Annotated in this window: 21 protein-coding genes, 2 tRNA genes and 1 pseudogene; 13 read left to right on the top strand and 11 right to left on the bottom strand. The window is 39.9% G+C overall.

Annotated features, from left to right (window positions below; all coding sequences use genetic code 11):
• Positions 1-90, top strand: a pseudogene (locus tag FTU16_RS14480) (IS5/IS1182 family transposase); the annotation flags it as partial.
• A 22-nt stretch (positions 91-112) separates the two neighbouring features.
• Here the strand turns inward: FTU16_RS14480 and FTU16_RS14475 are convergent.
• The 5 genes from FTU16_RS14475 to pyrC all read right to left on the bottom strand — a co-directional run bounded on the left by FTU16_RS14475 (position 113) and on the right by pyrC (position 4,332).
• Positions 113-1,585 (bottom strand): hypothetical protein, encoded by a 1,473-nt coding sequence (locus FTU16_RS14475; RefSeq protein WP_180163526.1) that lies wholly within the window; start codon positions 1,583-1,585, stop codon positions 113-115.
• A gap of 45 nt (positions 1,586-1,630) precedes the next feature.
• Entirely contained in the window at positions 1,631-2,356 is a 726-nt protein-coding gene (locus FTU16_RS14470; RefSeq protein ID WP_180163525.1) for a Plug domain-containing protein, read from the bottom strand.
• Positions 2,357-2,557: 201 nt separating this feature from the next.
• Positions 2,558-2,633 (bottom strand) — tRNA-Glu (locus tag FTU16_RS14465).
• A 20-nt stretch (positions 2,634-2,653) separates the two neighbouring features.
• Positions 2,654-3,313, bottom strand: a complete 660-nt coding sequence (gene rnt, locus FTU16_RS14460) for a ribonuclease T (RefSeq protein ID WP_078192915.1) — start codon at positions 3,311-3,313, stop codon at positions 2,654-2,656.
• Complete coding sequence (gene pyrC, locus FTU16_RS14455) at positions 3,298-4,332, bottom strand: dihydroorotase (protein ID WP_168379382.1); 1,035 nt, start codon at positions 4,330-4,332, stop codon at positions 3,298-3,300. The genes rnt and pyrC overlap by 16 nt, the downstream gene beginning before the upstream one ends.
• Before the next feature lie 151 nt (positions 4,333-4,483).
• Here pyrC and FTU16_RS14450 point away from each other — a divergent pair, with 151 nt between their 5' ends.
• Positions 4,484-5,740, top strand: a complete 1,257-nt coding sequence (locus FTU16_RS14450) for a diguanylate cyclase (protein WP_180010903.1) — start codon at positions 4,484-4,486, stop codon at positions 5,738-5,740.
• A gap of 82 nt (positions 5,741-5,822) precedes the next feature.
• Here FTU16_RS14450 and argG read toward each other — a convergent pair whose 3' ends face one another.
• Entirely contained in the window at positions 5,823-7,166 is a 1,344-nt protein-coding gene (argG, locus tag FTU16_RS14445) for an argininosuccinate synthase (protein WP_078189146.1), read from the bottom strand.
• Positions 7,167-7,785: 619 nt separating this feature from the next.
• On the opposite strand from argG, the gene lldP reads away from it, so the two are divergent.
• From lldP to FTU16_RS14410, 7 genes are all read left to right on the top strand, one after another.
• Positions 7,786-9,453, top strand: a complete 1,668-nt coding sequence (gene lldP, locus FTU16_RS14440) for an L-lactate permease (protein WP_180004194.1) — start codon at positions 7,786-7,788, stop codon at positions 9,451-9,453.
• Positions 9,454-9,485: 32 nt separating this feature from the next.
• Positions 9,486-10,229: a transcriptional regulator LldR gene (lldR, locus tag FTU16_RS14435; RefSeq protein WP_180004196.1), complete on the top strand. Its 744-nt coding sequence runs from the start codon at positions 9,486-9,488 to the stop codon at positions 10,227-10,229.
• Between the two features lie 2 nt (positions 10,230-10,231).
• Positions 10,232-11,386, top strand: a complete 1,155-nt coding sequence (lldD, locus tag FTU16_RS14430; RefSeq protein WP_180004197.1) for an FMN-dependent L-lactate dehydrogenase LldD — start codon at positions 10,232-10,234, stop codon at positions 11,384-11,386.
• Positions 11,387-11,705: 319 nt separating this feature from the next.
• Positions 11,706-13,397 (top strand): D-lactate dehydrogenase, encoded by a 1,692-nt coding sequence (gene dld / locus FTU16_RS14425; RefSeq protein ID WP_180004222.1) that lies wholly within the window; start codon positions 11,706-11,708, stop codon positions 13,395-13,397.
• 181 nt (positions 13,398-13,578) lie between these two features.
• Positions 13,579-15,615: an NADPH-dependent 2,4-dienoyl-CoA reductase gene (locus FTU16_RS14420; protein ID WP_180145171.1), complete on the top strand. Its 2,037-nt coding sequence runs from the start codon at positions 13,579-13,581 to the stop codon at positions 15,613-15,615.
• An 87-nt stretch (positions 15,616-15,702) separates the two neighbouring features.
• Positions 15,703-15,792: transfer RNA gene (locus FTU16_RS14415), tRNA-Ser, on the top strand.
• Between the two features lie 702 nt (positions 15,793-16,494).
• Entirely contained in the window at positions 16,495-16,707 is a 213-nt protein-coding gene (locus tag FTU16_RS14410) for a hypothetical protein (protein ID WP_078189132.1), read from the top strand.
• A gap of 55 nt (positions 16,708-16,762) precedes the next feature.
• Here FTU16_RS14410 and FTU16_RS14405 read toward each other — a convergent pair whose 3' ends face one another.
• From FTU16_RS14405 to FTU16_RS14390, 4 genes are all read right to left on the bottom strand, one after another.
• Positions 16,763-17,056: a hypothetical protein gene (locus tag FTU16_RS14405; protein ID WP_180004201.1), complete on the bottom strand. Its 294-nt coding sequence runs from the start codon at positions 17,054-17,056 to the stop codon at positions 16,763-16,765.
• Positions 17,057-17,222: 166 nt separating this feature from the next.
• Positions 17,223-17,579, bottom strand: a complete 357-nt coding sequence (locus FTU16_RS14400) for a hypothetical protein (RefSeq protein ID WP_180004202.1) — start codon at positions 17,577-17,579, stop codon at positions 17,223-17,225.
• Between the two features lie 217 nt (positions 17,580-17,796).
• Positions 17,797-18,543 (bottom strand): hypothetical protein, encoded by a 747-nt coding sequence (locus tag FTU16_RS14395; RefSeq protein ID WP_180163524.1) that lies wholly within the window; start codon positions 18,541-18,543, stop codon positions 17,797-17,799.
• Between the two features lie 88 nt (positions 18,544-18,631).
• Positions 18,632-19,330 (bottom strand): 3'-5' exonuclease, encoded by a 699-nt coding sequence (locus tag FTU16_RS14390; protein ID WP_180089086.1) that lies wholly within the window; start codon positions 19,328-19,330, stop codon positions 18,632-18,634.
• 738 nt (positions 19,331-20,068) lie between these two features.
• Here FTU16_RS14390 and FTU16_RS14385 point away from each other — a divergent pair.
• On the top strand, positions 20,069-21,328 hold the full coding sequence (locus FTU16_RS14385; RefSeq protein WP_180089099.1) for an alpha/beta fold hydrolase: 1,260 nt from the start codon (positions 20,069-20,071) through the stop codon (positions 21,326-21,328).
• Positions 21,329-21,377: 49 nt separating this feature from the next.
• Here the strand turns inward: FTU16_RS14385 and FTU16_RS14380 are convergent, their stop codons facing one another.
• Positions 21,378-22,205, bottom strand: a complete 828-nt coding sequence (locus tag FTU16_RS14380) for a DUF695 domain-containing protein (protein WP_180107240.1) — start codon at positions 22,203-22,205, stop codon at positions 21,378-21,380.
• A gap of 171 nt (positions 22,206-22,376) precedes the next feature.
• Here FTU16_RS14380 and glyA point away from each other — a divergent pair, with 171 nt between their 5' ends.
• The 3 genes from glyA (at position 22,377) to FTU16_RS14365 (ending at position 25,406) form a co-directional block, all read left to right on the top strand.
• Positions 22,377-23,630, top strand: coding sequence for a serine hydroxymethyltransferase (gene glyA, locus FTU16_RS14375; RefSeq protein ID WP_111885761.1), 1,254 nt, complete (start codon positions 22,377-22,379; stop codon positions 23,628-23,630).
• A gap of 161 nt (positions 23,631-23,791) precedes the next feature.
• On the top strand, positions 23,792-24,196 hold the full coding sequence (gene rnk, locus FTU16_RS14370; protein ID WP_078192900.1) for a nucleoside diphosphate kinase regulator: 405 nt from the start codon (positions 23,792-23,794) through the stop codon (positions 24,194-24,196).
• A gap of 247 nt (positions 24,197-24,443) precedes the next feature.
• On the top strand, positions 24,444-25,406 hold the full coding sequence (locus FTU16_RS14365; protein ID WP_180163523.1) for a TauD/TfdA family dioxygenase: 963 nt from the start codon (positions 24,444-24,446) through the stop codon (positions 25,404-25,406).
• Positions 25,407-25,490 lie beyond the last annotated feature (84 nt).

Raw genomic sequence — 25,490 nt, 5'->3', positions numbered from 1 at the left:
AGAGGAATTGCCACAAGATACGATAAGCTAAAACGTAACTATCAAAGCGCTGTTGCTTTAGCTTGTATATTTATATGGTTGCCTCTTTAGCTCAATTTATCGGCTGTAAATGTCAACACACCCTAATCTTTAATGGTAAATTTGAAAACTCAATGTCCCAACCAAAACGAGCAGTCCAAGGCTGATTGAAATTTTCAACAGGACGTTCATTAAATTGGATGAGGCTGCCGTTAAAGATAATATCACGATCTTCAGCAGCCGTATTACTGTTAACGTTATATGACTCAGAATAGTCTAAATAATTTTTTTCTGATTCAGTGTAATCAAAGCCAAAGTTAAACCCGTGCAGAGAGTTTTTATATACGACTGGCAGCGTATTTCTGAGTGTGAGTGTGTAAAAGTCAGCTTTTGCTTTACCACTATTACTATATTCAAAATGATCGATGGTATTGCTGGTTGTTGGATCAATAAAACGATTTTTTGTGATTTCATCTTTGCTATCGCGATTCACCCATTTCAGACCAAGGTTCCAGTTTTTAACTTGGCTATTAATGGCAAACACAATTTCGTCAGCATAAGGGGTCTTTAAATTGGCACGTTGAATATTGGAATTAGCTAATATTAAATCTGATAACCCAGTTTGAGTCCAATAGTCTTCAGTTTGATTTTTTGTGCGTTTTAAATTGTATTCCAAAAATGCAAGTTGATCTTGCAGTTCAGTGGCTAAGGTATAGTTTGCATAATATCGATTCCATCCCGTAGTGAAGGACAAAAGATCATTTTTTAGCGGTTTATAGTTAAAGGCAGTACGAGGTGCAATATTTAAATTTTTCGACAAGCTGTCATAATCTGCACGTAAACCTATACGCGCTGAAAAATTATCCCAAGTCGATGTGTTTTCAATGAAGGTATGCACACGTTGTTGGTCAATATTAACTTTACCTTTTTGATAATACTTGCCATTTGTTTGATATTGGCCTTGATAGTTATTTTCATCCGTTGCTTCATCACAAAGAATATCACCTGCCGTACAGCTAATGCCTGAACTAGATGTAAAAGTCTTAGGCTGATTATACATATAGGCATCGTTAGGCCGTTCCCATGCAACTTTAGAATAGTCATAGCCCATACCAAAGCTTAATTGTTGCATGCTGTTGCCAATCTGAATGGTATCAAACGCATTTTTTAGACTATACGAAAATGTATCTTGGTGTAATTCAATATCACTACTTGTGGCACCTTCACCAGGATTGGAACTCCAGTTTTTAGTTGGTGTTTGCTTCCAAAGAATGCCGGTAGTTGAATCATTTTCACGTGCTTGGCTTAGCGTTTGATAGCTAATATTTTGTTTTAATGTTGAATTATTGAGTTTACTTTCTAATTCACCAAAAAATGTCAGCGTTTCTGTATTGCTAATACTTTTTGAATTTATTCGCTTATCAACGAAATTTAGACTGTCCAAATCCCCTAAATCAAAGCCAAACTTCGCTTTGATTGTGTCCGAAGGTGTGTAAAAAAGGGTAGTTCCTAAGTTGATATTATTACGCTTGCTTTTGACTTTACTGCGATCTTCTAAACCACTCATTACTGGAACGATGGATTCACGTTTAGAGGCATAACTATTGATGCCCTATTGTTCAGAGAGTTTGCTGTATAGATTCAGGCTTAGGCCGTGTTTTTTATATTCTTTATTATTTGATGATGTTGGATCTTCAAACTCTGCAGCTTCTTCTTCATCGGTAAAATGATAACGTGACCAATCACTTTCCGTGTAGTCGTAAGTAACGGAGCCGTGGATTTTGCCAATTTCAGTATTTGGTGCACAAGTTTCAGCATTAACTACACCACCTGTAAATTCGCCGTATGCTGCAGAAACATTACTATCGATCAATTCTAATTTACAAATTAAATCGGTATTTAGGGCAATCCCTTGTGAGCCACCATCAAGCTTGCCTGAATAGGAGTTGCCGCTTGCCAGAGGGTCAAGGTTATTGGTGGTATTGACGCCGTTAATTACAAATTTATTTCGGTAAGATTGCGCGCCATTAATAGAAATCTCGGATGGTCGTAGCTCAGCCTGTGAATCTGCAGAACGTTGTTCACGGCTAAACTGCACATTTGGATTAACTTTTAAAAAGTCTGTGATATTTTTTGAGCTATTCGGCGTTTTTTCTAAATCTTCTTTGGTGTAGACGGTTTTACCTACTTCTTGCTTGGCTTTGACTTCAACCTCAATAGGTGTCATCGACACCGTATTGGTTTTGATTTCTTCGGAGATCTGGCTTTCATTTGCATACGTTTGAGATGCTAAAGCAGTCAAAATTGCGATATTAAGGGGAGAATAGGCAAAGCGCATGGCTGTCAATAATTATGCAGATAAAAACGATAGCGATTATCATTAAATTTACAAGAATAATCAATAGAAATGAGAATTATTTGCAATAAGTGATTTTTTAATACACAACAAATTCAATGAAAATTTTGAATAATCAGGAGAGATGGTGATGTGTATTCAATAGACTTGAATATTCAGCTTGGAGAAAGTCTGAATAAGAATTGGCGTCCCTACGGGGATTCGAACCCCGGTTACCGCCGTGAAAGGGCGATGTCCTAGGCCTCTAGACGATAGGGACGTTTAGAAGATGGCGGTATCTTATTGATCCGCCATCATAGTGTCAAGTAGGTGAGGGCCGAGTTTATTCAAAATATAGCAGAACAGTTCAGCGGTCTTCTGAGTATCGTAAAGTGCAGAGTGTGCTTCTTTACCATCAAACTCAATACCTGCCTGAATACATGATTTTGCCAGCACAGTTTGTCCAAACATTACAGCGCTCAAAGTCACTGTATCGAATACGGAAAAACTATGGAAAGGATTTTGATTTTTTGTCCCTGTACGTGCAATAGCTGCCTGTACAAACCCTAAATCAAAATGGGCATTGTGACCAACTAAAACAGCATGAGTGCAGTTTTGTTGACGACGTACTTCATTCACTGACTTAAAAATACGTTTTAATGCTGATTTTTCATCTTCAGCCATGGCCATACGCATCGGATTAAATGGATCTACACCAATAAAATCCAGTGAACGACGGTCAAGGTTGGCACCTTCAAATGGATTGATATGTGCATGGTGGGCTTCACCCGGTACAAAATTACCTTCTGCATCATACACAATAGGAATCGCTGCAATTTCCAGTAAGGCATCGGTCTGTGAATTAAAACCTGCTGTTTCGACATCGACAACAACAGGTAGGAATCCACGGAAACGTTGACCAATGACTGGTCGAGTTTCATCTGTCACACTTTTCTCCATTGGATGGTCTTACCCGCATACAACGGAATAATTTTTTCGCCATCCAAATAGTCTAAACTTTCAGGGATCACTTGATCTTCTTTTACCAAAGTAATGGTATTGGTATTTCGAGGGAGTCCGTAGAAGTCTGCACCAAAGTGGCTTGCAAAACCTTCTAAACGGTCGATTTTACCGACTTGATCAAATGCTTGAGCGTATAGCTCAATTGCTGTTGGTGCACTATAACATCCTGCACAGCCACATGCATTTTCTTTAGCATTTTTTGAGTGCGGCGCACTGTCTGTACCTAAGAAAAATTTAGGGTTCGCACTGGTCGCGACTTCGAGCAAAGTTTGCTGATGGGTTTGACGTTTTAAAATCGGTAAGCAATAGAAATGGGGTTTAATGCCACCCACCAACATGTCATTACGGTTAAATAATAAATGTTGCGGTGTGATTGTCGCAGCGACATTACGGTCTTGTTCTAATACAAAATGCGCAGCTTCACTAGTAGTGATGTGTTCTAGCACCAATTTTAATTTAGGGAACTGTTTTAACAGTGGAGATAGCACTTCATCTAGGAAACGTTTTTCACGGTCAAAAATATCGACATGGTTATGCGTCACTTCACCATGTAAGAGTAATGGTACTTGGTGTTCTTCGAGTTGCTCAATCACACCATAGACTTTACTAATGTCGCTGACACCACTGTCCGAGTTCGTGGTTGCACCTGCTGGATAAAGTTTGATGGCATTAACATGCTCAGATTCTTTAATTTTTTTAACTTCACTCGCTGGGGTGTTGTCTGTGAAATAGAGCACCATACGCGGGTCAAAGTGAACGCCTTCAGGAACATGTGCTATGATACGTTCACGGTATGCATTTGCTTCTTCAACGGTTTTTACCGGTGGTACGGTGTTTGGCATACAAATCGCGCGAGAGAATTGTTGTGCTAAATCAGGAACTGTACGCTTTAGGGCTAGACCGTCACGTAAATGTGCATGCCAATCATCTGGCTGAAGAAGAGTAATCGTATTCACAGCGATTCCAAGCTTGGAAATAAAACAAATGATAATGCAAATAATGTGAAAATGGTAACGAGATTTCTGTACAAATGACTGAACAGATATAAATAAAGAATAAAACTGTGGTATTTTTAAATGACTAAAAGAATTAGATAAATGCTTGGAAATGGAATACAAGTATAACCTTGCAAAGTTGCAATACGATAAAGAAAAAATAGAGGAACTGATTACACGGCAAACTCGTCGTGTAGGGGAAATGTTTCCTAAAAAACTGGAAACCCAATTTTGGACTTTAAACCTCGATCGTGCGCAAACCAACATACGTCATTTTTTCTGGATGGGGGTGTTGATCTACTTTGTGCTCACCATGCTGATCATTCCCGGAGATTACTGGATTATTGATCAGCAGCATTTTGTGCATGATTTTATTCATTGTTTGCTTGGACAGCTCAATGGTGCGCTGTGTCTTCTGACTTTATATGCCTTTGCTCGTTACGACCGTCTGAAGCCTTATTTTTCACATGCTAGTATGTTTGTAGTGTTTTGGGCAGTTATTTCAATGTCTTGGCTCACCATGACCGTGTATACCGAAGCACTTAAACATCAGGCCATGATGATCCTTTGTATGATTTACATCTTGAGCTACATTTTGACGGGGGTGAAACCGGTCCAAATGTTGATGTCTGGCTTGTTGGCTGCTGTGGTCACCATGTTGATGCTTTTTTCATTAGAAGTGAAATTTGATATGATGGTGTTGGGGCGTGTACTGATTGGAAGCTGTGTATTGGGTTTTGCAATCAGTAAGATGCTCTGTGCGCGTGAAAGGATGATTTTTTTGAATATGCTGCGCGCGGATATTAGTGAAAAAATCCATCGTATTCATACCACAGAGCTTTTGCATTTAAGTCAGCATGATGAATTAACCAAGATTTCAAATCGACGTACTTTTGATGAAATGCTTGATACCTTTTATGAGCAATCTCGACGTAATAACACCTCGCTTGCTGTGCTATTTATCGATGTTGATCATTTTAAAAACTATAACGATTTCTACGGTCATCAAAAAGGCGATGATGTAATTTCAACCATTGCCAAAACCATTAAAAATGCCATTCGACATATGGATTTTGTAGCGCGATATGGTGGTGAAGAATTTGTGGTTTTATTGCCTGAAACCGATGCGCATGGTGCTTATGCGGTAGCGTCAAATATTTATAAAGCAATCGATCGTTTAGAAATTCCACATGCCAAATCACAGGTTTCAAATCACGTCACTATTAGTTTGGGTATTACGGTATATCGTGCTGAAAATATGACGAAGGATGAACTGTTAAATATTGCCGATCAGGCGTTGTATCGTGCGAAACAATTAGGCCGGAATCAAATTTACTATCAGTCGATTCGTTCAGCACATGTGGCTTAATGTTTAATAAAATTGAGAACTTCTCTGAAATCGGCAATAAAAAACCGCGCAAAATGCGCGGTTTTTTATGACTCAACAAATCTTATTTGTTTTTGTCTTTTAATTGAGGCACTGCAGAACCTGTACCTACTGCAAGTAAGCCAGAGTTTGTGTAGATACCTAATTTAGCGCGAGTATCTGTGATATCCAAGTTACGCATAGTCAATTGACCGATACGGTCAGCAGGGCTAAACATAGAGTCACCTTTCTCCATAGTTAAACGCTCAGCTTCATAAGTGAGGTTAGGAGATTCAGTGTTTAGAATAGTGTAGTCATTACCACGACGAAGTTCTAAAGTCACAGTACCAGTGATTGCTTTAGCAACCCAACGCTGCGCAGTTTCACGAAGCATTAATGATTGAGAATCGAACCAACGACCTTGGTAAAGAAGACGACCTAAACGCAGACCGTTAATACGGTATTGTTCGATGGTGTCTTCGTTATGAATACCAGTCACAAGACGCTCATAAGCGATGTGAAGAAGCGCCATACCCGGAGCTTCGTAAATACCACGAGATTTTGCTTCAATGATACGGTTTTCGATTTGGTCTGACATACCTAGACCGTGACGACCACCGATACGGTTGGCTTCAAGAATGAATTCAACAGGGTTTTCGATGCGTTTGCCGTTTAATGCAACAGGGAAGCCTTCTTCGAAAGTTACAGAAACTTCTTCAGCTTTTACTTCTACGTCATCTTTCCAGAACGCAACGCCCATGATTGGGTCTACGATTTTGATACCCGCATTAAGGTATTCAAGATCTTTTGCTTCGTGAGTCGCACCTAACATGTTTGAGTCAGTTGAGTACGCTTTCTCTTTTGACATTTTGTAGTCAAAACCATTGTCGATCAGGAACTGTGACATTTCTGCACGGCCGCCTAGCTCGTCAATGAAAGTTTGGTCTAACCAAGGTTTGTAAATTTTTAGCGATGGGTTAGTCAATAGACCATAGCGGTAGAAACGTTCAATGTCGTTACCTTTATAAGTCGAACCGTCACCCCAGATGTTTACATCATCTTCTTTCATTGCGGTTACAAGCATCGTACCTGTAACTGCACGACCAAGAGGAGTCGTGTTGAAGTAAGGCATACCACCAGTTGAAATGTGGAAAGCACCACATTGAATAGCCGCAATACCTTCTAATGCAAGTTGTAAACGACAATCAACTAAGCGAGCTTTAACTGCGCCATACGCTTCCGCTTTTTTTGGAATCGCATCGTAGTCGTCTTCATCAGGTTGACCTAAGTTTGCTGTGTAAGCATAAGGTTCTGCACCTTTTTGTTTCATCCACAAAAGCGCAGCTGAAGTATCTAGACCACCAGAGAAGGCAATACCAACTTTTTTGCCAACTGGGACATTCTGCAAGATAGTTGCATTATCAGTCATTGTTAATCCTAACGATATAAATATAGGCACCGAGAATGGGTGGCCTGAAAGAATACATATATGTGCATGATTGTAGCACTTTTCTGCGGGGTTTTTCTAAAAAATCATGAGATACAAGCGATGAGGTGGAAAAAAATGATCGTTGAAATCTATTGGTGAATACTTCATCCAGTTTTTGCGGGCGGAAAATGCGTTTTCTGAATGGAATAGGATGTAAATATAAAGAAATCTATTTGATTTAAATTAATGGTCATACCATTATTGGGTTAATTTGGTTTTTATGCTTTTCATTGAAATGAGACTGAGGTCAAACAAAGCGTGGTTATTAGACTAAAGTATATTTTATAAAGTTTAGTTGTAAATAATAAATACAAAACAGATATTTAAAAGTTGATATGGAGGTTTTTAAACGGAAAAATAATGTTTTTGTATTTTATATTGGTCATACCAAAAACAAGAAAAGCTTGAATGATTGAGTTGAAATAATTAAAAATTGCGGAGTATTTCAGCAATAGTATGAGTTTTTATGTGTTTAATATTTATATTGGTCATACCAATGATAAAAAGACCACATGCTGATATTGCTCAATAATTAAATCTTAGTAAGCATTTCAAGGAGATGACAATGCTTCAATGGCAGCAAATATATGACCCAATGGGGAATATATGGATATCAAGTTTAATTGCGCTCATTCCGATTATCTTTTTTTTCTTGGCGCTTGCTGTATTTCGTTTAAAAGGCAGTGTGGCAGGTACGATCACCGTTGTACTGGCACTGTTGGTGTCTTTATTTGCCTATGACATGCCTGCGCTTATGGCATTGGCTTCGATGGTCTACGGTTTTTTCTATGGTTTATGGCCGATCGCATGGATCATTATTGGTGCGGTGTTCCTGTATAAAATCTCAGTCAAAACAGGGCAGTTTGACATCATCCGTTCTTCGATACTTTCCATTACTGAAGATCAACGTTTACAGATGCTATTAGTCGGCTTTGCTTTCGGTACTTTCCTAGAAGGTGCTGCGGGCTTTGGTGCTCCTGTGGCGATTACCGCAGCACTATTGGTAGGTTTAGGCTTTAAACCTTTATATGCGGCAGGTCTTTGTCTGATCGTAAATACAGCGCCAGTGGCTTTTGGTGCGATGGGTATTCCAATTATCGTTGCTGGACAAGTGTCTGGTGTAGATACGATGGAAATCAGTCAGATGGTTGGTCGACAGTTGCCATTTATGGTGCCGATTGTACTGTTTTGGATTATGGCGATTATGGATGGCTGGCGCGGTGTGAAGGAAACTTGGCCTGCGGTTGTGGTTGGGGCGAGTAGCTTTGCGATTGCACAGTATCTAACGTCGAACTTTGTCGGTCCTGAATTACCCGATATTACCGCGGCGATTGCCTCTTTAGTGTCATTAACGATTTTATTTAAATATTGGCAGCCTAAACATATTTTCCGCTTTGCAGATCAAGATGCGACGATGAGTGAAGATGTGGCTGCACAAAAACAGCAAAAATATAGCTTGGGTCAAATTGCAAAAGCGTGGTCGCCATTTGCGATCTTAACGGTGATGGTCACGATCTGGAGTATTAAACCGTTTAAGGATTTATTTACCAAAGACGGTGCTTTACATGATTTGGTTATTTCGATCAAAGTGCCATTCTTACACCAATTGGTTCAAAAGATGCCGCCAGTCGTACCTGAAATGAAGGACTACGATGCCATCTATAAATTTGATTGGTTTTCGGCAACAGGTACGGCAATTGTCATTGCTGCGATCATTACCATTATTTTCTTAAAAATGAAGCCGAAAGACGCGATTGTGACCTTTGGTGAAACCATTAATGAATTAAAAATTCCAATTTATTCGATTGGGATGGTGTTGTCTTTTGCTTTTATCGCCAACTATTCAGGTATGTCTTCGACCTTGGCTTTGGCCCTTGCACATACAGGTCAAGCCTTTACCTTCTTCTCGCCATTTTTAGGATGGCTTGGTGTATTCCTCACGGGTTCAGATACGTCAGCCAATGCGCTATTTGCAGCATTGCAGGCGACTACTGCACAACAAATCGGTGTGCCAGAAGTATTACTCGTTGCTGCTAATACCAGTGGCGGTGTGACAGGGAAAATGATTTCACCACAGTCAATTGCAATTGCATGTGCGGCAGTCGGGTTGGTAGGTAAAGAGTCGGATTTATTCCGTTTTACCGTAAAACACAGTATAACGTTCACAATCATGATGGGGATTTTAATCACCCTACAAGCTTATGTGTTCCCTTGGATGATTCCATAACACGAATTGTGTAACAACGTTAAGGAAAGCAGATGAAAGTCTCTGATAAAACTGTTCAAAGTCTTCGTGTATTGATTGAACAAAGCAATATGCAAGTTGGAGATCGTCTGCCTGCTGAACGGAAATTGTGTGAACAACTTGGCGTCTCACGCACCTCTTTACGCGAGGCGATTTCTCAATTGACTAGCATGGGCGTGTTGGTCAGTAAAGTGGGTGCGGGGACGTTTTTAAAGCAATTACCAGCGACTTGGTCGAGTTATCAAATTGTGCAGCCCATCAGCAGTTTGATTAGTGAAGACCCTGCCTACCGTTTTGATGTGCAAGAGGCGCGCATTATTTTAGAAGGTGGTACTGCATGGTATGCGGCACAACGTGCTACAGCAGAGGACTTGGCACATATCCGACATTATTATGATCAGATCAATCATTTTCAGGCTTTAGGCAATGACGATGAAGCAGCGCGTGCAGATGCCAAATTTCATTTAGCAATTGCTGAAGCATCACATAATTTAGTGTTGATTCAGATGATGCGTGGTCTATTTGATCTGTTGCAATTTAATGTCGTTTTAGGTCGTCGAAAAGTTTATAGCGAAGCACACCGATTTGATCAATTGCATGATCAGCACTTCCAAGTCATGAATGCAATTGAACGTCGTGATCCTGAAGCTGCACGTAAAGCAGTCTGTGGACACATTGAGTTTGTAGTACAACAGGTGCGCATGATTGATGAAGAAGAAGCTCGTCGTCAGCGTGCCAGTCGATTAAACAGGATATAAGCATGATTATTTCTTCTGCCAATGACTATCGTGAAGCGGCACGTCGTCGTTTACCGCCATTTTTATTTCATTACATCGATGGCGGGGCGTATGCCGAATATACCTTAAAGCGTAATGTAGAAGATTTATCAAAAATAGCGTTGCGTCAACGTGTGCTGAATGACATGTCACAGCTGAGTTTAGAAACCCAACTGTTTAATGAAACCTTATCAATGCCTGTGGCTTTATCACCTGTGGGTTTAACGGGAATGTATGCACGCCGCGGCGAAGTTCAAGCAGCAGTAGCCGCAGATAAAAAGGGCATTCCATTTACGCTGTCTACCGTTTCAGTATGTCCTATTGAAGAGGTGTCGCCAGCGATTCAGCGTCCCATGTGGTTTCAGTTATATGTGCTACGTGACCGTGGCTTTATGAAAAATGCCTTAGAACGTGCCAAAGCTGCAGGCTGTTCAACTTTAGTGTTTACCGTGGATATGCCTGTTCCGGGCGCGCGTTACCGTGATGCGCACTCAGGGATGAGCGGGCCAAATGCAGCCATGCGCCGTTATATGCAGTCGTGTTTCCATCCACACTGGGCATGGAATGTGGGTTTATTAGGTCGTCCGCATGACTTAGGGAATATTTCTAAATACTTGGGCAAACCAACAGGTTTAGAAGATTATATCGGCTGGTTGGGTAATAACTTTGACCCATCAATTTCATGGAAAGATCTTGAGTGGATTCGTGAATTTTGGGATGGACCGATGGTTATTAAAGGCATACTTGACCCTGAAGATGCCAAAGATGCTGTGCGTTTTGGTGCAGATGGCATCGTGGTGTCAAACCATGGTGGCCGTCAGCTCGATGGGGTTTTATCTTCAGCGCGTGCATTGCCACCAATTGCCGATGCCGTAAAAGGCGATATTAAAATTCTTGCGGACTCAGGTATTCGAAATGGTTTAGATGTGGTGCGTATGCTGGCTTTGGGTGCGGATACCTGTATGCTCGGTCGCGCCTTTGTTTATGCGCTCGGTGCAGCAGGTGGTGAAGGTGTTTCCAATCTTTTAGAACTGATTGATAAAGAAATGCGTGTTGCGATGACCTTAACAGGTGCAAAAACCATTGCGGATATTACATCTGATTGTTTGGTGAAGTTAGAGAAAGAGTTGGCTGGGTGATTTTTTGAATCGATCTCTTGGGAAAGTTATTCGTCATCAAAAAAATTAGCAATGAAAGTTCCCTCTCTTTGCAGGAGAGGGTTAGGGAGAGGTGTTTATTGAATAATTCTCCTAACCCTCTTGCGTAGCGTTGCTACTCATTCCAAAGGGAGAAGGGATATTCATTATAGATTTTAATAACAATGACTAAAAACTTTTGATATGTGCAAATAAACCTACGTTGTTTAAAATTATTTAAATCAATATTTTTTCATTGCATAACAATGCTATTCCTCTTTATCAAGGAGAGAAAATATTGAAAATGGAAAATTCTACGAGCATGCAAACTCAATCATTACAAACCATTCAAAACCTCATCAACATCGTCGGTAAGCAACACGTTTTAACTGAAGATAAAGACACACGTTTATACCGCCAAGGTCGCCGTTACGGTGCAGGAAAAGTATTGGCTGTGGTTACACCGGGCTCTTTGCTTGAGCAATGGCAAGTGCTGCAAGCGGCTGTGGATGCAAATTGTATTGTGATTATGCAAGCCGCCAATACAGGTCTGACAGGTGGTTCAACGCCGTTTGGTGATGACTATGACCGTCCTGTGGTGCTGATAAGTACACGTCGTTTGGTTGGCATCCAAGTGATTAATGAAGGCAAGCAAGTGATTTGTCTACCGGGTGCGACATTAGACAAACTTGAAAAAGATTTGCTGCCATTTAATCGCGAACCTCATTCGGTGATTGGTTCTTCTTGTATTGGGGCATCGGTTTTGGGTGGCATCTGTAATAACTCAGGTGGTGCTTTGGTGCGCCGCGGTCCTGCCTATACAGAGCTTGCACTGTATGCACGAGTGAATGAGTCAGGTGACTTAGAGTTGGTCAATCATTTAGGTATCAATCTTGGCAATACGCCTGAAGAAATCCTCACAGCGTTGGAAAATAAAAATTATCAAATCAATGACATTGTGAATAATTCAAGTTGCTGTGCCTCTGATCAGCGCTATTCACATGACGTTAAACAAGTCGATGAAAATACGCCTGCACGCTTTAATGCAGATCCGAGTCGTTTATTTGAAGCATCGGGTTCAGCAGGTAAGGTCTGCGTCTTTGCAGTACGTTTAGATACCTTTGAAAAAATCCCTAGTCAGGTGTTTTATGTAGGGACCAATTCACAAGATGATTTAACAGAAATTCGTCGTTTTCTATTAAAAGATCTTGCACGCCTCCCGATTGCAGGTGAGTACATTCATCGCGTGGCATACGATATTGGGGCTGAGTATGGCAAAGATTCTTTTGTATTTATCGAAAAATTTGGCACCGCAAAAGTTCCTGCTGCTTTTGCCATGAAAGATAAAGTCGATGGCTATTTAGAAAAACTGGGTTTGCAAGGTTTTTCGGATAAGGTTTTACAACTCGTCACTAAATTTATGCCGAATCATCTGCCAAAACGCATGAATGAATTTCGTGATTTATATGAACATCATTTGATGATTCGTATTGAAAATCAGGATGTTGATCAAGTTGATCAGTATTTGAAAACGTATTTTTTAGACAAAACCTCAGGCAATTATTTTAAATGTACGGATGAAGAAGGTCGTAAGGCATTTTTACATCGTTTTGCGGTGGCTGGTGCTGCCATTCGATATCGTGATACGCATCGTTCAGAAGTGGAAGACATTGTTGCATTGGATATTGCATTACGTCGCAATGATCGTGAATGGGTGGAAACTTTGCCGAAAGCCATGAATGAGCAAATTATCCATAAACTCTATTATGGACATTTTCTCTGTCATGTTTTTCATCAAGATTATATTGTGAAAAAAGGCGTAGACCCTTTGGCAATGGAACATGCAATGTGGCATTTACTCGATGATCGTGGCGCTGAATATCCTGCGGAACACAATGTTGGGCATTTGTATGTGGCCAAGCCTGCATTAAAAAATCATTATCAAAAACTGGATCCAACCAATAGCTTTAATGTCGGGATTGGACAAACCAGTAAGCTGAAACATTGGAAATAATGCTTTATAAAACAACACGCCGTGATGTGATATATCACGGCTTTTTTATGAGTGAATAATTTATGCGTCACACGGTATTGACCATAAAAACGAAGAATATTTTCTAAATTGTCATCCCAAAATATAAAAAAACCGCTAAAGTGTTATGCAACAAGTTGCAAAGCCAAAATAAGGATTCAGCATGACAACGACTAGCTATGCAAATATTTTAAAGCCTTTACATTTGGGTTTTACCACGATTAAAAACCGTGTCGTAATGGGGTCCATGCATAGTGGGCTGGAAGATCGTTTTTATAACTATCCTAAATTGGCAGCTTATTTTGGTGAGCGTGCGAAAGGTGGTGTTGGCCTGATTATTACAGGCGGTATTTCGCCAAACCGTCAAGGTTGGCTGTTACCTGCTGGCGGTACCATGAATACTTTAGGTGATATCGCTCCGCATCGCTTGGTGACGCATGCCGTACATAAGCATGGTGCCAAAATTTTAATGCAAATCTTGCATGCTGGGCGTTATGGCTATCAGCCTTTTGCAGTGTCAGCAAGTCCGATTAAATCTCCGATTTCACCGTTTAAACCACGTCAATTAACGGACAAACAAATTCTTTCAACCATTGATGATTATGTCAAAACTGCAAGCCTTGCACATAAGGCCGGCTATGATGGTGTTGAAATTATGGGGTCAGAAGGCTACTTGCTGAATCAGTTTTTAAGCCGTCATGTCAACCAACGGACAGACCGTTGGGGCGGTGAAATTGAAAATCGTATGCGCCTTGCGGTTGATATTGTGAAATCAATACGTGCTGAAGTGGGTGAGAAATTTATTATCTGCTTCCGTTTGTCATTGCTTGATTTGGTTCATGATGGGAACACCATGGCAGAAGTCATTACTGTTGCCAAAGCGTTGGAAGCAGCAGGTGTAACGTTGTTGAACACGGGGATTGGTTGGCATGAAGCACGTATTCCGACAATTGTGACCTCAGTGCCTCGCGCAGCGTTTGTGGACTATACCGCTGAAGTCAAAAAACATGTTGCGATCCCTGTCATTGCGTCCAACCGTATCAATATGCCAGATACAGCTGAAGAAATTTTAGCTTCAGGCAAGGCAGATATGGTGCAAATGGCGCGTCCATTCTTGGCAGATCCATTTTGGGTAAATAAAACGGCGACCAATCGTGTCGATGAAATTAATACCTGTATTGCCTGTAACCAAGCCTGTTTAGATCATACTTTTAAAAATCAGCGTGCGACGTGTTTGGTCAACCCACGAGCGGCATATGAAACTGAATTGGTTTATTTAAAGACCAAAAAACCGAAGCGCATTGCAGTCGTCGGTGGTGGCGTGGCAGGGATGTCTGCTGCAACGGTTGCAGCAAATCGAGGCCATGAGGTGACTTTGTTTGAAGCTGGTGCAGAGGTAGGTGGTCAATTTAATTTGGCGAAAGTCGTTCCCGGCAAAGAAGAATTTCACGAAACGATTCGCTACTTTAAAGTTCAAATCGAAAAAACGGGTGTCGATCTGCGTTTAAATACGCGTGTAAACCGTGAACAGCTTGAACGTGAAGGGTTTGAGGAAGTTGTTATTGCAACAGGTGTGGTTCCTCGCAGCTTAAAAATTGAAGGTAGTGATGCACCGAATGTCTTGTCTTATGCAGAAGTGCTGAAAGGCGCAGCTGTGGGCAATAAAGTTGCTGTGATTGGTGCAGGCGGCATTGGCTTTGATGTATCTGAATTTTTACTCAAACCACCACATCAGCCACAACCAATGCCTTTAGCGGATTGGCAGCGGGAGTGGGGTGTTGATCCAAATCCAAACTACATAACAGAAGGTGGTATGCAGGCTGCTGAGCTCGAACCTCCTGTTCGTGAAATCTACTTATTACAACGTAAAACAACTGCAATTGGTGCTGGGTTAGGTAAAACATCAGGCTGGGTACATCGTGCACAATTAAAGAAAAATGCGGTTCGTATGCTGCGTGGTGTTCAATACAAAGCCATTACTGATGAAGGTCTTTGGGTTGAATATGAAGGGCATGATCAATTATTACGTGTAGATACGATTGTCGTTTGTGCAGGTCAGGAATCGGTAAAGCATTTGATGCCAGAACAGGGTGAAAAAACCCTTGCCAATTACCATATTATTGGTGGTGCAAAACTAGCAGCAGAGTTAGATGCGAAACGCGCAATACGTGAAGGTGCGGAGCTCGCGGCTAAACTTTAAGGATTTGGCGAAACAATATTCATTTGAAAGGTTTAGTTGTAATTTTTACTTGTCAGATGAATAAAACCTCCGTATTATGGCGCACATGGAAGCGTGGCAGAGCGGTTTAATGCACCGGTCTTGAAAACCGACGAGGGCGCGAGTCCTCCGTGAGTTCGAATCTCACCGCTTCCGCCAAATTCAAAAAAGCCCCTGTAGTGATACAGGGGCTTTTTTTATCTTAGATTTAAATTGGAGATGGTAGTCATTACATACCAGTGTTTTTAATAATGTCAGAAATGAATTTCAGGCATAGCATTAAGTCAAGTATTGATGTCAGCGTATTTACAGGCTGAATTGAAAGTAAGAAAAAAGAATAATGGTTTATTGATATTATTGAATTTTATTTAATGGCTGAGTTATTCACAACACTCCCAATCAGTGGGCAGAGCTATGATCGCTTATTTTGAAAAAATATCAATTGTATTTTATTTGATCAAATGTTTAGAAGTGTCACGACCCCTTGGCAAGGGATAAAAAAGTGCTATATTTAAATCACAGTAGGTCATAAGCAAGACGCTACTAATAGGTTGGACGGATCAATGACAGCTCGTTGAGTTTAGTAATATTTAAGATGTTTTTGAATATTACAGACAAGAAATCAGCACTAGCCTTCCAACATAGAGCCCGCAGCAATGCGGGCTTTTTAATGTCTTTCAAAATGTGAAAATATATTGTTTTTGTCAAACAATAATTAAATAGTCAATCTATGTTATTGATATATATTTACTAAAGTAAAATAAGTTTACATTGCCATGAAATCTAACATTTACAAAGCAGGTTGTTGCGTAAAGGTGTGATATAAACAATTCAATTATTAAAACAAGTAGAGACGTCACTATGACACAGATGATCGATATTAAAGTGAAGGACCAATTTAGTCAGGTTTATGAAGCACAAGCTTTGGTGCGTAATCCTTCAGAAGAAGATTCAAGAGCGCTGTTTCATCGCATTGAACATATCATTATTGCAGGTGAAATCATCCTACCCAGTATCGAATTACTTTTTGAAAGTCAAAAATCGGACAGTATTTACAAGCTTTTAGAAGCTTAAATTGAATGAATAAAAAACTCACCTTAATGGTGAGTTTTTTTTTAGAGATAGAACTTTAAGCTATTTGATCTGCTTTAAATTGATTCAAAATATAAGACAGTAACTGATAGCGTGTCATCGGGTTGCTAGAAGACAGTTCAACGTCTTGTTTACGTACTTGGATTTCTTGAGTTAAAACACCAGCTTGAAAACGTTGTACGATCATATGATCTTTTGATACATCATGGTCGGTCAGCACCAGTTTTGGTCCAAGGTGCAAATGTCCAATCGCATCTAGACATTGTTCTAGGCTGCTATATAGGTTGAAAAGGATGAGTGCCTGATCATTAGAATAATTGGCTAAGTTCATTTTTATTATCCGTGGTCAAAAATTATTGAGCAGGAATAGTGTATACGAATTGAGCAATATTAATCTGTATGGATTATTTTTCATTTAATGTCTGTCTAGGTAACTTTGGTTAAATCATTGAGACAGCTTGAGTCTTTATGCAAAATAAGTTGAAAGTCGCTTTAAATTAAAGAGGCTTGAATACAAGCGGGACATCATAGCGAGCAAATTCTTCAATGATAGTGTTTAAAACCATTTGAGCTTGAGGTTCCGCTGCTGTAAAGGTGAGTTCTTGGTTCGTTTGGCTGTTGAAGCATTCAACTTGTTCTATACGCCAAATTGTTTCAATGGCTGTATTTTGAATGACCACACGTCTAGGCTGTAATTCATCACTAATTTTTCGTGGCATGACATAGGTAATGGCCAATTGAACATTAGGCAATTCGTCTTGTGAGGTTAAGAAGGTAAATACCCAATTGCCAATTTTGCTGAGTTGCATAGGATTATCGAAAGAATCAAATTCTAAACAAAACTGTTGTGACATTGACATGCTCAAACGCTAGGAGGTCGGTTTTATTCTTGCGATTTTTTACTGTTGATTGACATTAGGGGAAGGTCGTATAAAACAGCAGTTAAAACCATAAAAGAAATAAGTAAATCAATAAAGTTAATATAATTCAATTTCTTATATTGATATGTTTGAAAAATAACTCACCTCATTAAGTTGTTTTTTGAATGAGAAGTGAGGAAAAGTCTCTAAGTCAAACCAGTTGTTGCAGATTTTTTAGACTGTAATTAATTTGCTGTAATGCATGTTGTAAGAGTTTAGGTTGAATATTGGATTCATTTAGACAGGTGATCCATTGCATTTGACAGGCTTTTAAGTCTGCAATATCCGTGGCCTGTTGAATATTAAGAATTAATTTTTTTGCCATAAGCCCACAATAGCGCTGTAAGTAACTGCACATAAAACTCTGTAACTCATCAAAATCATGCTCGATGAAATCAACGGTTTTTTCCGGTAATACAGGGTCGTTCGTTGTCGTAGTTTCAGGTGTGGCTTGTGGGAGTTGATGGGGTGTAGAGCCCATCGCCTCCATTGGTAGGTTGTTCGTCAGTGCGTGCTGAGTCTGAGTCTGAGGAACTTCCATTGTAGGCATTGAAAGTTCATTAAAAGTCACATGTTCTTGCGCTGTGAAATCGGATGCAAGGCTAAAGGTATTGAGATCGGACGTATTGCTAGGCGCTTTTTTAGGAGTATTAAAAGCAGAAAAATCTGAGCTTTGAAGGCGTAGATGATCATGTGCTGTAATTGGCTGAATCAGCCCAAGTTCCATTAGTTGCTCAAGCAATGTCACTTCAGCAATGCGCTGCTGATAATGCACAGGCATTTGGTTAAAGTCATCAGTACCAATTAAGAGTAGCAGACGACGTTGTCTTGCATTTAATGCGAGCTGTCGGTCTTTTAATGTTTGAAAACCCAGCTCAGTTTTTTGATAGTTGAACATGCCTTAATTCCATAGCTCAAAAGAATTAAGGCAATCCTATGCAGTAATAATGACAGTAATATTAAGAAAATATTAAATAATCAATGATTTATAAAGTAATGACAGCAGAATTTTCTAAAGCTTTACGTAGGTACGGGTCTAAGTCATCTTGACGTAATAGCCATTGCACATAGTCCGCAGGTAATTCAGCAATTGCAGTACCACGGTGTTTACCAAAATTAATACTGCGTGGAATGCGTGCATCTTCCGAAGCTTCAAATAATTCTTCGATGCTGTTAATTTTTAAGTGATGGACGATATGCATCAAAATATTGGCAGTTAAAATAATATCCATATCTGCGCGGTGAGCTTTACGGATCATTTCACGGGCTTTTTCACTGCCTTTGGTGATCATATAAATCAAGGCAGAAATATTATGTGCTTCTGCATCAGGCCAAACTCGACGAGCAAGGGCAAGGGTACAAATGGCTTTAATTTTTGAACCATCTACGCCACATTTTTCGAGCGCGCGAATATCATAGTCAATATTATGCCCAATGATGTATGTCGTCTCAGTTGGAAGCTCAAAACTGCTGTAGTGGGGCTGACCTTCAAGATCTGATTCTAAAATATGATGTACAGCCATTGCTGCAAAAGAAATCGCTTCATCACAACGATAAAGTTGATCAAAAATTTTAGATTTATCTAAAGTAATTTTAGCATCTGCCACCTGAATTGGAGCATAGGCAATCTCGATGGGTTGTCCATTTAGTGTATGGGTTTCTGTGTCGAGAATGATGGCTTGCATGTCCAGTTCCAGCATGTTGAATAATGTTTATGAATGTACATGATCACATCCACACTGACAAACCAATGCTGTGATTATTTGTAGGAATATTATGAAGATGGCAGCGTAATGTATTAATAATCTGCTTTTATCGCGTCTGCAGAAATAAAACCTTTATAGCGGTAAAGCTAATTATCTTCTAAATCGACTCATTTTAAAGGCTTTTGTCTATCACGATATTCAAAAATGGCACATAACATATGATCATAATCTAAAATGATAAAACGCTATTATTGGAATGTGATCTCATAGCAATTAAACATCTGTTTTAACAATCTTTGAAAAAAGCTTTGATTTGCACTAAGTTGATTCAGCTCTCGAATACGTCCATTGTCTGAATGATGATGAATTTTGAGTAGTCATTTTTGCTGATAGGTACTTGCTGCAGTCATACGTTTATAAGTGACTTTTGCAGTTTGAGTTTTTCACTTTTGAACCGCGGACAAAATAGCCTAAGACAAAATCTAAAATAGAGAAAATCAATATGTGCTACATGCATAGTCCATAAATCTATTTTGTTAAAAAATCTAATCTAAAAAATTAAATTATAAATTAAATCAGGGTATTATTATGTTGGTGTGATTCTTCATAAATGAATAGGATGATCAATGGCGTTGAAATCGCTTGAACGTATTGAAATTCCATACGATTAATCATTAGGAATGACTTTAAAACAACAAATAGAAGGAACAAGGGATGATGAACCGACTTAAGTTAACGGTATTGGTTAGTAGCACACTCTTTTTGGTCGCGTGTGGAGGAGGAAGCGACGGTGATTCGTCATTTATTATCGATGATGGGATTCCAAAAAATAATATAGCTGCGCCTGTTGTAAAAACACAGGTCTATATTGATGCTAATACCAATGCTAATACCGTTTTGGATACGGTGAGTGCCAATAAAACATTGATGACTTATAAAATGCTTGGCGTGAATGGTGCAGAAACTCAAGCAACAGCGTTACTCTTTACGCCTAAAGGCACCAAACCCACTGGAGGTTGGCCTATTGTCGCATGGGCGCATGGCACTACAGGTGTTGCTGATGAATGTGCTCCAAGCCAACAAGGCTTAAAGGGTAATGAATATTTTATTGCAAAACTTTTAGCAGCAGGTTATGCAGTAGTTGCACCTGATTATGAAGGTTTGGGTGAACCGAGTGGTAAAGAGTTGCATCCATTCTTAAATTTAAAAAGTGAAGCATATTCCATTACCGATGCAGTGGTTGCTGCGAGTAAAAACTTAGGAAACACCACAGAAAAACGATGGTCAGTTGTAGGACATTCACAGGGTGGGCAAGCAGCATTGGGAGCTGCTCAATATGCTTCACGTGCACAGTTAAGCTATAAGGGGGCAGTGGCTGTAGCGCCAGCTTCTAACTTAGCTCTAATTCTCAGTGGAGGTGAACAAAAAGCCGCAGCTGAAGACGATCCGATTAAGAAAATTAATATTCTTGCACCGCTTGATACCTTTACATCGCTAATTACAGCAGGTTTAAGAAACTCAACACCAACCTTACAATATAGTGAAGTGTTTGTCCCGCCAACTGACCAACTCGCTGCTCAAGCTGAAAGTGTATGTTATGACGTTTTAGGGCAAACTTTAGGTGGGGCAATGGGGGCTTATGTACAAAAGAATGGAAAATTAGATGGCTACCCTCGAACGCAAGCTAATTTTATGACCAATATTAAAGTGGTTAAACAATTCTTAGAGCAAGACTCTCAACCGCTACTCAAAAAATTGAGTACACCAATTTTCATTTATCAAGGCAGTAATGACTCAACAGTTCCAAAAGCGGCAACGGATGTGTTGATACAGCTCGCCACAAGTAAAGGAACTAAAATTAATTATGTGACGGATACAGACGATGCCATCACACCAAAATGGGATCATGCGACAGTTTATACCGCGAATTGGGATGAAATTGTCTTAGATGTAAAATCTCTAATGCCAGCGAATTAAACATGCAAATAAAGCCTAATTGATCTGATTAGGCTTTATTTTTAAGACCTCAGTTTCGAATGACTTGTGTTTCCCAGCCATCATATTGCGCATTTTCCTGTTTTGCTAATTCAAAAAGCACCAATGTGCATTGATCAATAGATAATTGATCTACATGATCTTTTCTCGAAATGATCAGTTTATAAGGATAGTTTTCATTTTCTTCTACCGTCGTTTTCTCAACTACAGCAAAGCCAAGGTCTTCGACTTTCTTAATGAAATTACTCTGTTCATTCAGTGATTTAAAGTAAATCCAATGATCTATTGGACGTGCAATTTCAAGACTGTCTCCATTGTTTCGCAGACTTTCAAGGACTTTACTATTGGACATCATTTGTAAATTCACTTCATTTGGATAAAGGTTTCTAAAATATATGTTCCAATCTCTATCGCTTTTTTTACCAAAACTATAATGGTAGTCAGGGAATGCCTGCATGGCAGACTGAATTGATTGCTCTGCATTAATATGTGGTGCAGCGTAGAAGAAAAACAGCCTTTTTGTATCACGCGTTACACGGCCCACATATACAGTTAACTTGTTTTTAGTCATGGCTGAAATCAAGGTATCTTCTAATTCTAATAAAAGATCATATTCCTCTCTGGAAGATAGTCCATCTTCTCGAGGGTGATTCATTTGTAATGCAACCCAAATCAAATTTGAAAGCGGCTGAATTGGAGCATTTTGAGCTAAAGCCAAATTCAAAAAATAGCTGGAGGGTATTCCATCGATTTCATCAAGATAAAAATCCCAATTTTCTTGGATCTCAAAATATCGAATGTCTGCTGGAGCGGAAATTGAATGATGCGGTAAATCGGTAAATTTATTGTCTATTTCCATCAGCCCCAATTCCTGTAATTATTCATTTATTCACTAAAGATTAGTAATTAAAATGAATAATAATCACTTGGAATTAAATAAATATCAAACTGTGGAAAAGACAAACTTTCTGTTATAATACGCGCCAATCTTAGCACGGCTTAAAAGCCCTAATTTAATAGGACCTCGCTAATGTTTGCCAACACCTCTATTGCTCAATTTGACCCTGAATTAGCTCAAGCGATCTCGAATGAAGATGCTCGCCAAGAAGCGCACATTGAGTTAATCGCTTCAGAAAACTACTGTTCACCTGCAGTAATGGAAGCTCAAGGTTCAAAACTTACTAACAAATATGCAGAAGGCTACCCTGGCAAACGCTACTACGGCGGTTGCGAGTATGTAGACGTGATCGAACAATTGGCCATTGACCGTGCTAAAGAATTGTTTGGTGCTGATTATGCAAACGTTCAACCACACGCTGGTTCACAAGCAAACTCTGCAGTTTACCTTGCGCTTCTTAACCCAGGCGATACAGTTTTAGGTATGAGCTTGGCTCACGGTGGTCACTTGACTCACGGTGCTAAAGTTAGCTTCTCTGGTAAAACTTACAACGCAATTCAATACGGTTTGAACCCAGAAACTGGCGAAATCGACTATGAAGAAGTTGAACGTTTAGCTGAAGAACACAAGCCAAAAATGATCGTGGCTGGTTTCTCTGCGTATAGCCAAGTTGTTGATTGGCAACGTTTTCGAGATATCGCGGACAAAGTTGGTGCTTACTTATTCGTAGATATGGCTCACGTAGCTGGTCTTGTTGCTGCTGGTGTTTACCCAAGCCCAGTACAAATTGCTGACGTAACTACAACGACTACACATAAAACACTTCGTGGTCCACGTTCTGGTTTAATTCTTGCGAAAGCAAATGAAGAAATCGAGAAAAAATTACAATCAGCTGTATTCCCAGGTAACCAAGGTGGTCCTTTAGTTCACGCTGTAGCGGCTAAAGCGATCTGCTTCAAAGAAGCAATGGCGCCTGAATATAAAGCTTACCAACAACAAGTTGTTAAGAATGCGCAAGCAATGGCTGAAGTTCTAATCGAACGTGGTTATGATGTTGTTTCTGGCGGTACTAAGAACCATTTGTTCTTATTATCTTTAATTAAACAAGACATTACCGGTAAAGATGCCGATGCTTGGTTAGGTGCTGCTCACATTACTGTGAACAAAAACTCAGTACCAAACGATCCACGTTCTCCATTCGTGACTTCTGGTATCCGTATCGGTACTCCTGCTGTAACAACACGTGGTTTTGGTGAAGCTGAAGTACGTGACCTTGCAGGCTGGATCGCTGACGTTCTAGACAGCAAAGGTGACGAAGCTGTGATTGCTGCAGTGAAAGAAAAAGTTGCTGCTGTTTGCGCTAAATTCCCAGTTTACGCAAAATAAGTCTGACTTGAGAAAGCCCCCTCAAGGGGGCTTTTTTTTATGTCATCAGAAAAATTCAAAAGTTATCTAAACATTTATATTTCTGATATAACGGAATAAGAGATAACAAAAAATTTGCCCATCGCTATAGATCTGTTGGCAAGGTCGCAAAGGAACTTTATATGAAAAAACCCAATATTATTCTTTCAGAACAAGATTTACATCGCTTAGAAACTATGTTGGAGCATCAGTCTAAGTTGACGCCGACGATGGAGCATTTGGAAGATGAGATGGCGCGCGCTGAAGTGGTTGCTCCACAAGATGTCCCTGCCAATGTGGTGAGTATGAATGCCAAAGTTCTCATTAACATTGCACCTGCGACAGAAGCAACCGAAATTACACTGGTCTATCCACATGATTTTCGTGGCGATAAAGGTCAAGTCAATGTTTTGGCTCCAGTGGGCGCTGCCATTTTAGGTTTGGCTGAAGGGCAGGAAATAGAATGGCCGCAGCCTGATGGTCACACCATGAAAGTCAAAATCATTAAAGTGCTCTATCAACCTGAGCGTGAAGGGAATTATCTATAATTCCACTGTGATATACAGATATAATCCGTACACAAAGCCATCGATACCGATGGCTTTTTTATTTTTTCTTTATTGCATTTTTAGATATGAAATGGGCAAAAGTTGTTAAGCAGATTTCATTACAACCATAGCAGTTTAACTTGGGAAAACTGTCAAATAATTGACAGAGTCATGGGCACGAAGTCGGCACACTTTATTTCAACAACACCATCGTTGCTTAATAATTTGAAGAATAAGGTAGAGCCCTATGACACAATTAGAATCGAATCATTACAATCCAGACTATCAATATCAGCATATTGAAGTAAAACCTGTAACCGGTCGTATTGGTGCCGAAATTTCTGGCATTCAGTTGTCTGGAAGTTTAGACAAAAGCGTGGTCGATGAATTTAATCATGCACTATTAAAATATAAAGTTGTATTTGTGCGTGGGCAGCAAGATCTCACCGATTTAGAACAAGAAGCCTTTGCACGACTTTTAGGAAATCCGTTGAATCACCCAAGTGTGCCACTCAAAGATGGTACAGCACATACGTTGTCAATTGACTCACGTGGTGGGCGCGCAGATTCATGGCATACCGATATTACATTTTTACCCAATTATCCCAAAGCCACAATTTTAAGAAATGTAGTTGCACCTGAACATGGTGGCGATACAGTTTGGGCCAATACCGTGACGGCTTATGAAGATTTAAGTCCGGAGCTGCAAAAACTGGCGGAACAATTACGCGCGGTGCATAGTAATAGTTATGACTATGCGGCGCCGAAAGGTCAGTACAATGAAGAAGGTCGCCATTTATTCCGTACTGCAGTAGAAGTGGAAACTGAGCATCCTTTGGTGCGTGTACATCCTGAAACAGGTGAAAAAAGTTTGGTGTTGGGTCACTTCTTTAAACGCTTCAGTGGATACAGTCCGGCACAGTCACGACGATTATTTGAACTGTTTCAAGAGCAAATCGTGCAATGGGAAAATATTGTGCGTTGGCGCTGGGCGGTTGGTGATGTTGCCATTTGGGACAATCGTGCAACGCAGCATCGTGCCATCAATGACTATGGTGATGAGTTACGTATCGCCTCACGTGTCACCATTGAGGGTGATGTACCTGTCGATGTAAATGGTCAGCCGAGTACTGTGTTGAAGAATATACAAAACACCGACATTTCAAACTTGCGTTCAGAAGCAGGCCGTATTTATGAGAAAGCATCTTAAGTATTAGAGCGTCATTTAAAACAGCACAAAAATAGATAAATAATGCGAAAAACAATGGTTTTACATTTTTCAGCACTTGCCTAA

This window comes from Acinetobacter sp. YH12069, assembly GCF_013419675.1.
GTDB lineage: Bacteria > Pseudomonadota > Gammaproteobacteria > Pseudomonadales > Moraxellaceae > Acinetobacter > Acinetobacter amyesii.
This window is presented reverse-complemented; position numbering and strand designations above follow the sequence as displayed.

Excerpts from the sequence above, each read along its gene's own strand:
- FTU16_RS14395 (WP_180163524.1), bottom strand. The coding sequence starts at position 18,543 with ATGTTCAACTATCAAAAAACTGAGCTGGGTTTTCAAACATTAAAAGAC.
- lldR (WP_180004196.1), top strand. The coding sequence starts at position 9,486 with ATGAAAGTCTCTGATAAAACTGTTCAAAGTCTTCGTGTATTGATTGAA.
- FTU16_RS14400 (WP_180004202.1), bottom strand. The coding sequence starts at position 17,579 with ATGTCACAACAGTTTTGTTTAGAATTTGATTCTTTCGATAATCCTATG.
- rnt (WP_078192915.1), bottom strand. The coding sequence starts at position 3,313 with ATGGAGAAAAGTGTGACAGATGAAACTCGACCAGTCATTGGTCAACGT.
- argG (WP_078189146.1), bottom strand. The coding sequence starts at position 7,166 with ATGACTGATAATGCAACTATCTTGCAGAATGTCCCAGTTGGCAAAAAA.
- FTU16_RS14410 (WP_078189132.1), top strand. The coding sequence starts at position 16,495 with ATGACACAGATGATCGATATTAAAGTGAAGGACCAATTTAGTCAGGTT.
- dld (WP_180004222.1), top strand. The coding sequence starts at position 11,706 with ATGCAAACTCAATCATTACAAACCATTCAAAACCTCATCAACATCGTC.
- FTU16_RS14380 (WP_180107240.1), bottom strand. The coding sequence starts at position 22,205 with ATGGAAATAGACAATAAATTTACCGATTTACCGCATCATTCAATTTCC.
- lldD (WP_180004197.1), top strand. The coding sequence starts at position 10,232 with ATGATTATTTCTTCTGCCAATGACTATCGTGAAGCGGCACGTCGTCGT.
- FTU16_RS14385 (WP_180089099.1), top strand. The coding sequence starts at position 20,069 with ATGAACCGACTTAAGTTAACGGTATTGGTTAGTAGCACACTCTTTTTG.
- FTU16_RS14420 (WP_180145171.1), top strand. The coding sequence starts at position 13,579 with ATGACAACGACTAGCTATGCAAATATTTTAAAGCCTTTACATTTGGGT.
- FTU16_RS14450 (WP_180010903.1), top strand. The coding sequence starts at position 4,484 with ATGGAATACAAGTATAACCTTGCAAAGTTGCAATACGATAAAGAAAAA.
- FTU16_RS14365 (WP_180163523.1), top strand. The coding sequence starts at position 24,444 with ATGACACAATTAGAATCGAATCATTACAATCCAGACTATCAATATCAG.
- FTU16_RS14405 (WP_180004201.1), bottom strand. The coding sequence starts at position 17,056 with ATGAACTTAGCCAATTATTCTAATGATCAGGCACTCATCCTTTTCAAC.
- FTU16_RS14475 (WP_180163526.1), bottom strand. The coding sequence starts at position 1,585 with ATGAGTGGTTTAGAAGATCGCAGTAAAGTCAAAAGCAAGCGTAATAAT.
- rnk (WP_078192900.1), top strand. The coding sequence starts at position 23,792 with ATGAAAAAACCCAATATTATTCTTTCAGAACAAGATTTACATCGCTTA.
- FTU16_RS14390 (WP_180089086.1), bottom strand. The coding sequence starts at position 19,330 with ATGCAAGCCATCATTCTCGACACAGAAACCCATACACTAAATGGACAA.
- FTU16_RS14470 (WP_180163525.1), bottom strand. The coding sequence starts at position 2,356 with ATGCGCTTTGCCTATTCTCCCCTTAATATCGCAATTTTGACTGCTTTA.
- lldP (WP_180004194.1), top strand. The coding sequence starts at position 7,786 with ATGACAATGCTTCAATGGCAGCAAATATATGACCCAATGGGGAATATA.
- glyA (WP_111885761.1), top strand. The coding sequence starts at position 22,377 with ATGTTTGCCAACACCTCTATTGCTCAATTTGACCCTGAATTAGCTCAA.